The 13,342-nt window shown below is 55.5% G+C and carries 14 protein-coding genes; 7 read left to right on the top strand and 7 right to left on the bottom strand.

Going from position 1 to position 13,342, the window contains the following annotated elements; genetic code table 11:
* Nucleotides 1-415 precede the first annotated feature (415 nt).
* The 6 genes from sapF to ACKWMY_RS05720 all read right to left on the bottom strand — a co-directional run bounded on the left by sapF (nucleotide 416) and on the right by ACKWMY_RS05720 (nucleotide 6,839).
* Nucleotides 416-1,228 carry a putrescine export ABC transporter ATP-binding protein SapF gene (gene sapF / locus ACKWMY_RS05745; protein WP_024529292.1) on the bottom strand — a complete coding sequence of 271 codons (813 nt, stop codon included), beginning with the start codon at nucleotides 1,226-1,228 and terminating at the stop codon, nucleotides 416-418.
* Between the two features lies 1 nt (nucleotide 1,229).
* Nucleotides 1,230-2,222 (bottom strand): putrescine export ABC transporter ATP-binding protein SapD, encoded by a 993-nt coding sequence (gene sapD, locus ACKWMY_RS05740; protein ID WP_021806551.1) that lies wholly within the window; start codon nucleotides 2,220-2,222, stop codon nucleotides 1,230-1,232.
* Nucleotides 2,222-3,112, bottom strand: coding sequence for a putrescine export ABC transporter permease SapC (sapC, locus tag ACKWMY_RS05735; RefSeq protein ID WP_409486023.1), 891 nt, complete (start codon nucleotides 3,110-3,112; stop codon nucleotides 2,222-2,224). Before sapC ends, sapD begins: the two co-directional genes overlap by 1 nt.
* Nucleotides 3,099-4,064, bottom strand: a complete 966-nt coding sequence (sapB, locus tag ACKWMY_RS05730) for a putrescine export ABC transporter permease SapB (protein ID WP_021806550.1) — start codon at nucleotides 4,062-4,064, stop codon at nucleotides 3,099-3,101. Before sapB ends, sapC begins: the two co-directional genes overlap by 14 nt.
* A complete protein-coding gene (sapA, locus tag ACKWMY_RS05725; protein WP_211134680.1) occupies nucleotides 4,061-5,713 on the bottom strand; it encodes an ABC transporter substrate-binding protein SapA in 1,653 nt (550 codons plus the stop codon). Before sapA ends, sapB begins: the two co-directional genes overlap by 4 nt.
* A 349-nt stretch (nucleotides 5,714-6,062) precedes the next feature.
* Entirely contained in the window at nucleotides 6,063-6,839 is a 777-nt protein-coding gene (locus ACKWMY_RS05720; RefSeq protein ID WP_211134683.1) for an NAD(P)H-dependent oxidoreductase, read from the bottom strand.
* 88 nt (nucleotides 6,840-6,927) lie between these two features.
* Here ACKWMY_RS05720 and ACKWMY_RS05715 point away from each other — a divergent pair, with 88 nt between their 5' ends.
* A complete protein-coding gene (locus ACKWMY_RS05715; RefSeq protein ID WP_409486022.1) occupies nucleotides 6,928-7,821 on the top strand; it encodes a LysR family transcriptional regulator in 894 nt (297 codons plus the stop codon).
* On the opposite strand, the gene pspF is transcribed toward ACKWMY_RS05715, so the two are convergent.
* Nucleotides 7,818-8,825 (bottom strand): phage shock protein operon transcriptional activator, encoded by a 1,008-nt coding sequence (gene pspF, locus ACKWMY_RS05710; protein WP_024529297.1) that lies wholly within the window; start codon nucleotides 8,823-8,825, stop codon nucleotides 7,818-7,820. The genes ACKWMY_RS05715 and pspF overlap by 4 nt on opposite strands.
* 184 nt (nucleotides 8,826-9,009) lie before the next feature.
* On the opposite strand from pspF, the gene pspA reads away from it, so the two are divergent.
* The 6 genes from pspA to ACKWMY_RS05680 all read left to right on the top strand — a co-directional run bounded on the left by pspA (nucleotide 9,010) and on the right by ACKWMY_RS05680 (nucleotide 13,185).
* The gene (gene pspA / locus ACKWMY_RS05705) at nucleotides 9,010-9,675 is read left to right on the top strand and encodes a phage shock protein PspA (protein WP_021182065.1); all 666 of its coding nucleotides are present in this window, start codon (nucleotides 9,010-9,012) and stop codon (nucleotides 9,673-9,675) included.
* A 57-nt stretch (nucleotides 9,676-9,732) separates the two neighbouring features.
* Nucleotides 9,733-9,960 carry an envelope stress response membrane protein PspB gene (gene pspB / locus ACKWMY_RS05700; protein WP_024529298.1) on the top strand — a complete coding sequence of 76 codons (228 nt, stop codon included), beginning with the start codon at nucleotides 9,733-9,735 and terminating at the stop codon, nucleotides 9,958-9,960.
* Complete coding sequence (gene pspC / locus ACKWMY_RS05695; RefSeq protein ID WP_024529299.1) at nucleotides 9,960-10,397, top strand: envelope stress response membrane protein PspC; 438 nt, start codon at nucleotides 9,960-9,962, stop codon at nucleotides 10,395-10,397. Before pspB ends, pspC begins: the two co-directional genes overlap by 1 nt.
* An 88-nt stretch (nucleotides 10,398-10,485) precedes the next feature.
* Nucleotides 10,486-10,752 (top strand): phage shock protein PspD, encoded by a 267-nt coding sequence (gene pspD / locus ACKWMY_RS05690; protein ID WP_024529300.1) that lies wholly within the window; start codon nucleotides 10,486-10,488, stop codon nucleotides 10,750-10,752.
* Nucleotides 10,733-12,130, top strand: coding sequence for a YcjX family protein (locus ACKWMY_RS05685; protein ID WP_021806545.1), 1,398 nt, complete (start codon nucleotides 10,733-10,735; stop codon nucleotides 12,128-12,130). The genes pspD and ACKWMY_RS05685 overlap by 20 nt, the downstream gene beginning before the upstream one ends.
* Nucleotides 12,127-13,185 carry a YcjF family protein gene (locus tag ACKWMY_RS05680; RefSeq protein ID WP_024529301.1) on the top strand — a complete coding sequence of 353 codons (1,059 nt, stop codon included), beginning with the start codon at nucleotides 12,127-12,129 and terminating at the stop codon, nucleotides 13,183-13,185. Before ACKWMY_RS05685 ends, ACKWMY_RS05680 begins: the two co-directional genes overlap by 4 nt.
* The last annotated feature ends 157 nt before the right edge of the window (nucleotides 13,186-13,342 follow it).

Raw genomic sequence — 13,342 nt, 5'->3', positions numbered from 1 at the left:
TAGTGAGTAGTGCAAATGTATCGATGGCCACCAATAATCTTTGAGGCTTCCGAGGTATTGAGCTTTTTCACAGCATTTCCTTATGGCAATTAATGAGAGTAAATCCGTACTTACTGATATTTAATCAATCTATTGAACGGTGCCATTATAATAACAGACTGGATTTATAATCAATTGGATGATTCTCGGTATAAAATAAGGATAGGCCGACAATATGTTTTGGGTCCTGATTAATCTTCACTTAAAATGAATGAAATAATTTTTTATTTTAGCTGCTTGATGAGTGATTGGTTTTTCTGCCTGAGCGTTACTTATTATTCGTTAAGCAGGTCCAGATTAACGCCAACAACCGATGCTAATGCGCAGGTAGGTGGAGAAACGGGCGCAGTAGTGCGCCCGGAGGAAGTCAGCGAAATTAAAATCTGCCGCCGTCACGTCGCCAGGCATCGGCAGTGAGCGCTTCGCCAAAGTGGCTGGCAATCAGCCGCTTGGTGAGATCGTGTAGCGGTGCAGCCAGCACTTCGGCGGTGCTGCCACGTTCCACGATTTCCCCTTCATGCATCACCATCACCTGGTCGCTGATATGCTTCATCATGCCCAGATGCTGCGTCACATAAATATAGGCAATCCCGTGTTTTTCCTGGAGCTCCAGCATCAGGTTGATGATCTGCGAACGCATCGACATATCCAGCGAAGCCAGCGCTTCATCGGCAACAATCACCTTTGGCTGCAGGATCAACGCCCGTGCCAATGCCACGCGCTGTTTCTGCCCGGAGGCCAGCATGTGCGGATAATAATAAGCGTGGTCTGGCAGCATCCCCACCTGGCGCAGGGTCTGGTTGATGCGTACCTCGCGCTCTGCGGCTTCCAACTCGGTATTCAAACGTAGCGGTGCATCAAGCAACTGACCGATGCGCTGACGTGGGTTGAGTGAGGTGCTCGGATCCTGGAAAATCATGCGGATACGCTGGCTGCGGTAGCGATAATCGCCATAGGCCAATGCATGGTCGTCGATCAGCACTTCACCCGAAGAGGGTTCCACCATGCCGGAAAGCATCTTCGCCAGAGTTGACTTACCCGAGCCGTTTTCACCGATGATCGCCAGCGTCTGGCCCTCACGCAGGGTAAAGCTGACAGACTTGACCGCCTCCACATGCTGGCGGCGGAACAGCCCGGTGCGATAGCGGTAGGTTTTGGTCAGGTTGCGCACTTCCAATAGCGTTTCCATGTTATTGCTCCTCCATGTTCAGCGGGAAGTGGCAGGCGAACAGGTGATTCTTCACCGGGCGCAGGCGCGGGGTTTCAATGCATTGCTTTTGCGCATACGGGCAGCGTGGCCCCAGGCGGCAGCCGATCGGCAGATGTTCCAGTGAGGGGATCGCTCCCGGCAGCGTATTCAGGCGGCTCTTATGTGGCAGTGAGCGGCCAAAGTCCGGCATGGCGCGGATCAGCGCCTGAGTATAAGGATGATGAGGGGCGGCAAGCAGATCTTCACATTGCGCACTTTCCACCGTCTGGCCGCAGTACAGCACGTTAACCCTGTCAGCCCATTTGCTCATCATCTGCAAATCATGGCTGATCAGTAGGATGGTCGTGTTGTTGTTTTGGTTCAGGCGCGCCAGCAGGCGGAAGATCTGTGCCTGCGTGGTGGGTTCCATGGCGTTGGTTGGCTCATCGGCAATCAGCAATCTTGGCTGATTGGCCAACGCTATGGCGATCATCACTTTCTGGCATTCCCCTTCGGTGAGCTCGTAAGGGAAGCTGCCCATGATATCGAGGTGATCCTTGATACCGACGCGGTGCAACAGCTCAATCGCCCGCCGTTTGCGCCAGTTAAAGCGCTGCCACCAACGGCCCTTGTAAGTCCAGCCGGGAATGGCCTGTGCCAACTGGCGGCCAATGCTTTCGGAAGGATCAAGACAGGATTGAGGCTCCTGGAAGATCATCGAAACGTTGTGGCCAACCAGTTTGCGCCGTTCACGCGGGCTGAGCTGCAACAGATCGATATCGTCAAAGCGGAAGCGGTCGGCGGTGACGCGCCAGTTATCTTTGGTCACGCCGCATATGGCTTTGGCGATCAGGCTTTTTCCTGAGCCGGATTCGCCTACCAGGCCGCGCACTTCACCTTCGGTCAGCGTCATGCTGACGCGATCGACGGCCTTCACCGGCCCTTCGGCGGTCATAAATTCAATCGTCAGATTGCGGATATCGAGTAACGGCATTATTCCACTCCCGCATTGATCGCACGGCGTATTCCGTCGCCCAACAGGTTAACCAGCAACACGCTGATCAGAATAGCGGCACCGGGCAGCATCACGGTCCAAGGTGCGACATACACCAACTCCAACGAATCGCCTAACATGGCTCCCCATTCCGGGGAAGGCAACTGCGCCCCCAGATCGAGGAAGCCCAACGCCGCGATGTCGAGAATGGCCATCGACAACGCGCGGGTGAATTCGGTGATCAGTACGGCGGCAATGTTCGGCACCACGGCGTACCACAGGATCTGCATTGTCGAAGCGCCATCCAGACGGGCTGCGACTACGTACTCTTTTTCCAGCTCATCGTGCACTGCGCTGTAGATGGTACGCACCATCCGTGGCAACAGCGCCAGCCAAACGGCCAGCATGGCGTGTTCCAGCTTCGGCCCGAGGAATGCCACCACGATAATCGCCAGCAGCAGTGAAGGGATGGAGAGCAGGGTATCGAGAATATGGTTGAGCATCGCAGACAGCAGGCCATGGGTGACCCCGGCAAACACACCGAGGATCACGCCACAAAGGGCGGCGGCGATGGTCACAATCAGTGCCGAACCATAGGTGGCGGCGGTGCCGGTCAGCAAGCGGCTGAGGATATCGCGGCCCAGATCGTCGGTGCCCAGGAAGAACGACACGTTGCCGTAGCGTGACCAGGAGGGCGGTAGCAACTGATATCCCAAGAATTGCTGATCGAGGGCGTAAGGTGCCAGCAGGCTGCCGAACAGGGAAAGCAGCAGCAGGCCGATCATCCCATAAAAACCAATCATCGCCAAAGTGTCGCCATAGAAAATCCGCCAGGTATAGAGCAGCGGGCTAGGCATTTTCTTTTCGCGGTATACGTTATCGAAGGGCATACCATTCCTTATGTTTCAGCGGGTTGGTCGCCGCGCCCAGAATGTCGGCCAGCACGTTAATGGTGATCACCAGCGTGCCGATCACCATCACGCCTGCGGAGATGGCCGCATAGTCCTGTTGGCGGATGGCATTGATCAGCCAGCGCCCCAGCCCTGGCCAACTGAACACCACCTCGGTGATCATGGCCAGCGTGAGCATGGTAGAAAATTGTAGACCGAGCTTCGGGATGATCGGCGGTAACGCGTTGTGCAGCACGTGACGGCGGATAATGGTAAAGCGCGACAGGCCACGGGTTGCTGCAGCCTTGATGTAGTTCTGGCTGAGAACATCGTCGGTGCTGATGCGCATCAAGCGGATCACCTCGGTGATTGGAGCCACTGCCAGAGCGGCAATCGGTAGCACCATATGGCGCAGCGCACTGGCAATCATCTCGTTGCGATAAGGCGAGTCAGACAGCCAGGCGTCAACCAGCGCCAGACCGGTGACCTGCTTGACCTGATACAGCAGATCGAAACGGCCCGACACCGGCAGCCAGCCAAGATGCAGTGAAAAATAGAGCATCAACAGCAGTGCCAGCCAGAACACCGGGATGGAAAAGCCCAGCAGGGCGAAGGTACTGATGGCGGTATCCTGCCACTTGCCGCGCATCACACCGGCAATAATACCCAGCGGAATACCGATAAACAGGGCCAGCGTGAAGGCTAAAATGCACAGTTCCATGGTGGCCGGGAACACTTCGCGCAGCTGTTCGCTGATCGCCTGGCCATTGATGCTGGAGACACCAAAGTCCCAGTGCAGCAGGCTGACGAAATAGAACTGGTAGGCGTCCAACAAGGCGGCACCGTTTAGCGGCGCGCGCGGGGTGAAGTAGCTCAGGCTGAAGCTGACCAGCGTCAGGAAAAACAGCGTGATCAGCAGCAACAGGATGCGGCGTAAGGTAAAGATAATCACTTTTTCGCGGCCTCCGCCGGTTCACGGTACACCCCGGCAAATGATGAGTTGCCGAACGGGCTCAACACCAGTCCTTTAATATCATAACGGTAGGCCTGCAAACGCAAAGAGGAGGCCAGCGGCAATACCGGCAACTGCTGTTCGAGGATTTTCTGCGCCTGCTGATAATGCTCGATACGCTGTGATAACTGCTGTGACAACAAGGCGTCCTGCAACTGTTCATCAAAAGCGGGATCACACCAGTGAGCATAGTTGGTTTGCGAACGGATTGCCGCACAGCTCAGCAGCGGGCGGAAGAAGCTGTCCGGATCGTTACTGTCGGTTGACCAGCCGGTGAGCGTCAGATCGTGGTTCATCTCCATCAGCCGGGCTTCCTGGAAGCGGCCTTCTACCGGAACAATGGTGAGATTAATGCCGACCTGAGCCAAATCCGCCTGTAGCAACTCCGCCGTTTTCAACGGGCTGGGGTTATAGGATTGCGATGCGGTAGGCACCCACAGCTTCAGGTCCAGCGGCCCCACGCCAGCTTCGCGCAGCATTTCTCTCGCCTTGGCCGGATCGTATTCAGTAACGTGAGCATCATTATCATAGGCCCAGGAGGCGCGCGGCAGGATCGACGCGGCGGTCTCTGCCGTGCCGTAATAGATCGATTGCATCAGGCGCTGGTTGTTAATGGCTAACGCAATAGCCTGGCGCACTTTTAGGTTATCCAGCGGCGGCTTGCGGGTGTTGAAGGCCAGATAGGCGATATTCATCCCTGGGCGCAGCGTCAGGCGTAAACGCGGATCGTCGCGCAGGATCGAAAGCTGGCTGGCGGCGGGGTAGGCCAGAACATCGCACTCGCCGGTCAGCAATTTGGATAAGCGGCCTGTCCCTCCGGCCCCCATATCGATCACCACCTGCGGCATGCGCGGTTTCCCTTTCCAGTAAACGTCATTACGTGCCAGGCGGATATATTGCCCGGAACGGTATTCGTTCAACAAGAATGGGCCGGTGCCGACCGGTTCACGATCGATCATTTCCTGGGTGCCATCCAGCGTCAGGTTGTCGGCATATTCTGCCGATAGCACCGGCGCATAATGGGTCGCCAGATGCCACAAAAAGGACGCATCCGGCGCCTGCAAGCGGAACTCGACGGTGTATTGGTCCAGTTTTTTTACGCTTTGCACGGAGTCGGCAAACTGCAAACTGTCGAAGTACGGGTATTCACCGCCGTTGACATTGTGGAACGGATGCTTCTGGTCAAACACCCGCTGGAAGCTGAACACCACATCGTCGGCGTTCATTTTGCGGGTGGGTTGGAACCAGGCAGTGGTCTGGAAAGGCACGTCCCGGCGCAGGTGGAAGCGGTAGGTAGCACCGTTGTCCAGCACTTCCCAACTTTCCGCCAGTTCTGGGATCAGGCGGTAAGTGTAGGGGTCGACATCCAGCAGCCGATCGTAAAGCTGGGCGGCCAGGGTATCGACCGTCAGGCCGCTACTGGCCATCTGCGGATTGAAGGTGTTCAGAATGCCGCTCACGCAATAGACAAAGCCGCTCTGGCGGATGTCTGCTGGCGGTGGTGCTGCGCTGGGCACAGCCGGTGTCGCGGCCAGGGCAGACGTTGCCAGGCAGCCGAGCGACATTATCCAAAGAGGTAAACCACGCATAGACGCTTCATGGGTTATTAAGCAATAACGATAGTGTATCGCACTCTGACCAACAGCCCAATTCCTTGAGCAAAATGGCTGAAATTTCGGCGGTTTGGTTAAGCTTGCTGCTGTTTTCTGGCGGGCCGGCCTAACCCTGCAATCAGTGCTGGTGGATAATTACCCAAGCTTAGTGTGGTAATGAGAAAAATTCTCAACAAATTGCTTTACAGATGATACTGAGAACCATTATCATCACTTGGCAGTTCACGGAAGGCCACACCTTGTGGCCCTTTGTGGAAGGCACGACATTGCTCACATTGCTTCCAGTGTTTACTTAGCCAGCTCGGGTGCTGGCTTTTTTTTGCCTCTATTTCAGGTGAACCGCAAAGCCGGAGCGGCCTGGGGCAATGTCTTCTCGCAGCGTTAACTGTGGAATAGCATAATCGCCAAAATTTTGCTTACGGAATGGCAAAGGCTCGGTACTGGCCAGCGCGTCCAGCCGTTTCCCCAGCGCCGAGCATAGATCGGGGAATTTTGCCTCGTCGAAGCGATCGGTGCGGTACGCCACAAACGGTGGTAGCACATCAAAACCGGGGTAATACAGAATGCCATGGTGAATAGGGAACAGAATATCCTCTATCGGGCCGTTGATACCGCGCGGGCTGTAATGAGACTCCCAACCGCCAGCGGTAACCAGCAACATAGCCCGTTTCCCTGCCAGCGTACCTTCGCCATAACGATCTCCCCAATGTGTATCGGAATGCTCGCCAACCCCGTACGCAAAGCCATAGGCATACACGCGTTCTACCCAACCTTTGAGGATGGCTGGCATGGAGAACCACCACAGCGGAAACTGTAGGATAACGGTATCCGCCCAGAGTAACTTCTCTTGTTCCAGCGCAATATCTTCACTTTGCGTTCCTCGTTCCAGAGCGATCCGGGAATCCATCGCCGGATTAAACCGGGCAGTGCTATCCCTATCCGTTCGGTCTTCGCCATCCAAAGAGGCTTTCCATTTCATGGCGTACAGATCGGAAACCTGTACCTGATGCCCAGCGTCCTGCAGATGTTTGACCGCAAAGTTTTTTAGTGAGCCATTAAGCGATTGGGCTTCTGGGTGAGCGTAGACCAGCAGAATATTCATCATTGAGTTCCATTGCTGAAAAGAGATCAACAGAGTAGGTTAGCGCCAGGTATAGTTAAAATTGATTTAGATGATTACAGGTATTTGCATGAGTAATTTCGGCAGGCTGGATCTCAATCTCCTGGTGACGTTGGATGTGTTACTGATGGAATTGAACGTTACGCGCGCGGCGGAGCGGTTATCGCTGTCGCAACCTTCGGTAAGCGCCCATCTGGCCAAGCTGAGAGCGTTTTTCGACGATCCTCTGCTGCTACCGGGCCCAAGAGGAATGCGGCCAACGGCCAGGGCCGAGGCTTTACGTGAACCTTTGCGGCAGGCGTTGGAAGTGCTGGAACACACCGTTTCACCTGTCAGCCCTTTTGAGGCGGCTAGCGCGAATATCACCTGGCGTGTTGCCGCATCCGATTATGGCGAATCCACGGTGCTGTTGCCCGCATTGGCACGGCTTCGTCAGGCCGCCCCCAACAGCCGGTTGGCGGTGTTGGAACTGACACCGACCAAGATTGCCCGACAGGCGGAGATGGGGGAGATCGATCTGGCCTTTCACACTCAGGACTGCGCACCACCGGGGATGCGTCAACGCGTGTTATTCAAGGAAAAGTATGTGTTGGTGGGCCGCATCGGTCATCCTGCGTTGACGGCTCGCCCAACGCTGGCGCAATTTAGCCAACTGGAGCACGTGGTGGTTTCGCCAAACGGCGGGGGATTTAGTGGCATCACCGATCACACGCTGGAGCAGGTTGGGCTTTCGCGGCGGGTGGTACTTTCCGTCCCGCATTTTCTGTTTGTGAAATCGGTGATCGGCAAGACGGATCTGGTTGCTATGCTGCCTGAACGCCTGGTACGTGACAGCCCTGAAGTACAGATTGCCGAGCCGCCAGTGGAGATCCCAGGCTATGAGCTGGCAATGCTGTGGGATGAGCGTTCGCATCGCGATCCCGCCCATCAATGGTTACGCGAATTGATCGCCCAGTCGGTTTAACTTCCCTCTGGTTCGCTACCTTGCAGCAGCGCATGCTTTTTCAACATGCCGCGTAGCTGATGATAGGTCAGCCCCAGCAAATCGGCAGCTTTGCGCTGATTGAAACGACCTTGTTTCAAGGCCATTTCCAACAGGGTTTTCTCCTGCTGGTGCTGCCAGCTTTTAAAATCCAGCGGCAATGCTGGTAAATCACCGGTCGGCGCGATGACCTCATCATCAAGCGGCTCCGAACGCTTGGCAAAGGGGTTAATGATGATCTCATCAAGTTCATCCTGGTCTGAACCATGGCGGTAAACGGAACGCTCCACCACGTTTTTCAGCTCACGTACGTTACCCGGCCAGGAGTAGTCAAGCAACGTCGAACGCGCATGTTCACTGAAGCCGGGGAACAACGGCAGTGACAGCTCGCGGCACATCTGAATGGCGAAATGCTCGGCCAACAGCATGATGTCTTGCTGGCGTTGGCGCAGCGGCGGCAGTTGCACCACGTCGAACGCCAGGCGGTCCAGCAGATCGGCACGGAATTTACCGGCGGCGGCCAGCGCGGGCAGATCGTCATTGGTGGCACACACCAGCCGGACATCCACCCGCAGCGGTTGGCTGCCCCCTACGCGCTCCAGATGGCCGTATTCAATCACCCGCAGCAGCTTTTCTTGCACCAGCATTGGCGCGGTTGCCAATTCATCCAGAAACAGGGTGCCGCCATCGGCACGTTCAAAACGGCCAAGGTGGCGTTTTTGTGCGCCGGTAAACGCGCCAGCCTCATGGCCAAACAGCTCCGAGTCCAGCAGGTTTTCATTCAGCGCCGCACAGTTGAGGGAGATAAACGGCCCTTGCCAACGATTGGAAAGGTAGTGCAAACGGTGAGCGATCAGCTCCTTACCCGTGCCGCGCTCACCGATCACCAGCACCGGTTTGTTGAGCTTGGCCAACTGTGAAACTTGCTCCAGCACTTCCACAAAGGCGTTGGCCTCGCCCAACAGGTTCTCTAACGGTTCGCTCATGATGAAATTCGCCAATGTTTGGTGAAAACACTCACTCTACAGCAAGCGTCGCGAGAGTCAAAAATAAATAACCTTTGTATTTCAATGAAATAAAAGTTGGCACGCTTCTTGATTAACTCTTTGGGCAAGTTGTATAACTTAACTCGGCGCTTCAGACGCCTTCAGAACCAAGAGGAAGTAAATTATGGGTATCTTTTCTCGTTTTGCCGACATCGTGAACGCCAACATCAATACTCTGCTCGATAAAGCAGAAGACCCGCAAAAGCTGGTGCGTTTGATGATCCAGGAAATGGAAGACACGCTGGTTGAAGTACGCTCCACTTCAGCGCGTGCCCTGGCAGAGAAAAAGCAGCTGCTGCGCCGCATTGAACAGGGTGAAAACCAGATCAATGACTGGCAGGACAAAGCCGAACTGGCGCTGCGTAAAGATAAAGAAGATCTGGCCCGTGCGGCGTTGATCGAAAAACAGAAAGTGGCCGATCTGCTTGCTACGCTGAGCCAGGAAGTGGCTACCGTAGAAGAGACGCTGGCCCGCATGAAGAGTGAAATTGGCGAGCTGGAAAACAAGCTGACCGAAACCCGGGCACGCCAGCAGGCATTAACGCTGCGCCATCAGGCGGCTTCTTCTTCACGGGATGTGCGTCGCCAGCTGGACAGCGGTAAACTGGATGAGGCAATGGCGCGTTTTGAACAGTTTGAGCGCCGTATCGACCATATGGAAGCCGAAGCGGAAAGCGTCAGCATTGGCAAAAAGAAAAGCCTGCATCAGGAGTTTGCCGAACTGCAGGCAGACGATGCCATCAGTGAGCAACTGGCGGCAATGAAAGCCAAGATGAACCGCCCGGAATAATGCTTAAGCGGCCACCCAGCGTGGCCGCCACACTAAGGCCAATAAGAAGGAATTGAGATGAGTGCTCTATTACTTGCCATCCCGTTGACAATCTTTGTGTTGTTTGTCGCACCGATTTGGCTTTGGTTGCATTACAGCAACCGGCAACAGAGCGGCGTTCAACTGAGTCATCAGGAGATGCAACGTCTGACGCAACTGGGGGAGCAGGCCTCACGCATGCGCGATCGTATTCAGGCGTTGGAAGACATTCTTGATGCGGAACACCCGAATTGGAGGCAGTCGTAATGCGTAGAGACCAGGACAGAGGAAAGTATGGCGATCGTCGCGATCGTTCTTACTACAACGACGACAGCGGTTCATACAAGGGCAACACCTTAGGCAGTAAAAAACTGTACCGTGTGCCTGAAGAAGGCATGCTGAAGGGCGTTTGCGCTGGTCTTGCCCACTATTTTGACGTGCCCGTGCGTTTGATCCGAGTGATTGCCGTGCTGTCGCTGTTCTTCGGGCTGTTTTTCATTACGGTGGTCGCCTATATCGCCTTGGTCTTCGTGCTTGAGGAGGCTCCAGCCAGCCGTTATCAGGATGAACATCAGGCCACACCGCGCCAGTTGCTTGATAAGCTGGAATATGAATTGAGCAGTGGAGAGGAGCAGTTGCGCAAGGTCGAACGTTACGTCACGTCTGACACCTTTGGTGTGCAGAGCCGCTTTCGCCACCTGTAATCTCTTTTAACGATGCACGGGCCTGCGTACGCCGCAGGTCAGGCATTGCACCTACATTTTCCCCAATATTTGCCGGAGGGCAGAAACCATGAGCAAAACCTATGCGATTAATGCCCCAAAAACCGCTTCACCAAAATGGGGAGTAAGTGCATTGTTGAAGACCTTGTCTAAAGTCATCATCATAGCGCTAATGAGTTATGGCCCGGCGGGGGCAACCGCGTGGTTGCTGAAAACCGTCAGCCGCAAACCGCTGCGTTACGTGTTGGCCCTGTTGCTGGAACCGTTGTTTCGCAAAGGGCTGAACAAGGCGTTCGGGCGCTATGCCAAGGAGAACAATGAAACGACTGCAAAATGAGTTAACTTCGCTGGTCAATCGCGGAATGGATCGCCATCTGCGTCTGGCAGTAACCGGCTTGAGCCGCAGCGGTAAGACGGCGTTTATCACCGGATTGGTCAATCAATTACTCCATGTTCACAGCGGCGCGCGTATGCCGCTGTTTTCCCCTGTGCGGGAAGAAAGGTTGTTGGGTGTAAAACGCATTCCTCAACGCGACCTCGGTATCCAACGTTTCACCTACGACGAAGGCCTGGCGCAGCTGTATGGCAATCCGCCAAGTTGGCCAACACCAACCCGTGGCGTCAGCGAAATCCGTCTGGCGCTGCGCTACCGTTCTAATGATTCACTGCTGCGCCATTTTAAAGAAACCTCCACGCTGTATCTGGAAATCGTCGACTATCCTGGCGAATGGCTGCTGGATTTGCCGATGCTGGAACAGGACTACCTGGCCTGGTCACGTCAGATGGCTGGGTTGTTGCAGGGCGACCGCGCGCGCTGGGCTGAGCCTTGGCTGGCATTGTGCAAAGATCTCGATCCGTTGGCCCCGGCGGATGAAAACAAGCTGGCGGCGATCGCTCAGGCTTATACCGACTACCTGCTGCGCTGTAAGGCCGAAGGGTTGCACTTTATTCAGCCTGGGCGCTTTGTGCTGCCTGGCGATATGGCTGGCGCGCCCGCGTTGCAGTTCTTCCCGTGGCCAAACGTCGATGCGGCAGGGGAATCTCGCCTGGCGCAGGCGGACAAACATACCAATGCGGGCATGCTGCGCGCCCGTTTTAACTATTATTGCCAGTCGATCGTCAAGGCATTTTATAAAGAGCACTTTGTGCGTTTCGATCGCCAAATTGTGCTGGTGGACTGCCTGCAACCGCTCAACAGCGGGCCGCAGGCGTTTAATGATATGCGTCTGGCGCTGACCCAGTTGATGCAAAGTTTCCACTACGGTAAGCGTACGCTGTTTCGCCGCCTGTTTTCGCCGACCATCGACAAACTGATGTTCGCGGCAACCAAGGCGGACCATATCACCGCCGATCAGCACGCCAATCTGGTTTCGCTGTTACAGCAACTGGTGCAGGAGGCCTGGCAGAATGCCGCATTTGAAGGCATCAGCATGGACTGTGTCGGCCTGGCTTCGGTACAGGCGACCGAAAGCGGCATTGTCGATCATCATGGGCAGCCGATCCCAGCATTGAAAGGTCACCGTCTGGACGATGGCGCGCCGCTGACGGTCTTCCCTGGCGAAGTGCCTGCGCGCCTGCCTGGTCCAGCATTCTGGCAGCAGCAAGGTTTCCATTTTGACCAGTTCCGCCCACGTATGATGAGCGTTGATAGTCCGTTACCGCATATCCGTCTGGACGCGGTGATGGAGTTTTTATTGGGAGATAAATTGCGATGAGCGAGCCGTTAAAACCGCGTATCGATTTTGCCGAGCCGTTGCAGCCACCACAGGAACCGGTGTTGCGCGCAGGCTTGGAGTTTGACGAACAGCAGGCCGAGAAATTCTATCCGGCAGCGCCAGAGATGGAGCAGGAAGAAGAGGAAGGGCGCGCTGAAGGCATTGTTAACGCCGCGTTGAAACCCAAGCGCAGCCTGTGGCGCAAAATGGTTAACGCCGGATTGATGCTGTTTGGCGTCAGCGTGGTGGCTCAAGGTGTCCAGTGGGTGCATACCTCCTGGGTGCAGCAGGATTGGATCGCGCTGGGTGGTGGGATCGCTGGTGGGCTGATCGTCTTCGCTGGTATCGGTTCGGTGGTGGGGGAATGGCGGAGGCTATACCGCCTACGCCAACGTGCTGAAGAGCGTGACGAAGCTCGGGAACTGCTGCACAGCCACGGCCTGGGGAGAGGGCGCGAGTTTTGTGAAAAGCTGGCGCGTCAGGCCGGGTTGGATCAAGGGCACCCTGCATTGCAACGCTGGCAAGCTTCATTACATGAAACCCAGAACGACCGCGAAGTGGTTGCGCTGTATGCCAAGCTGGTGCAGCCGGTGCTGGATAATCAGGCGCGGCGCGAAATCAGCCGCTCGGCGGCAGAGTCGACGCTGATGATTGCTGTCAGCCCGCTGGCCTTGGTGGACATGGCCTTTATCGCCTGGCGCAATATCCGCCTGATTAACCGCATTGCGGCCTTGTATGGCATCGAACTGGGCTATTTCAGCCGCATCCGTCTATTCCGCCTGGTGTTGCTGAATATCGCCTTTGCTGGCGCATCTGAACTGGTGCGGGAAGTGGGCATGGACTGGATGTCGCAGGATATTGCGGCGCGCTTGTCTGCGCGCGCCGCGCAGGGGATAGGGGCCGGTTTGTTGACGGCGCGGTTGGGCATCAAGGCCATGGAACTGTGCCGCCCGTTACCCTGGTTAGAAGGCGATAAGCCAAAACTGGGTGATTTCCGTGGTCAATTGATAAACCAGCTGAAAGACACGATGAAAAAAGGTCAAAGCAAAGTCTGACTCCGCCAGGCTGCGTCAATCAGACGCAGCCTTATGGCCGCCCCGCCAAAAACGCCTTCCTTTCGAACGTCTCTGCAATACCCATTAATTGTTAATGATAAGTTAATCAAGTGTTTGTTTTGCGGTCTTGGTCACGAAAAATCCCACGGACAGCGGC

It is taken from the genome of Serratia sp. J2 (assembly GCF_046269175.1).
In the GTDB taxonomy this organism is placed as follows: domain Bacteria; phylum Pseudomonadota; class Gammaproteobacteria; order Enterobacterales; family Enterobacteriaceae; genus Chania; species Chania fonticola_C.
This window is presented reverse-complemented; position numbering and strand designations above follow the sequence as displayed.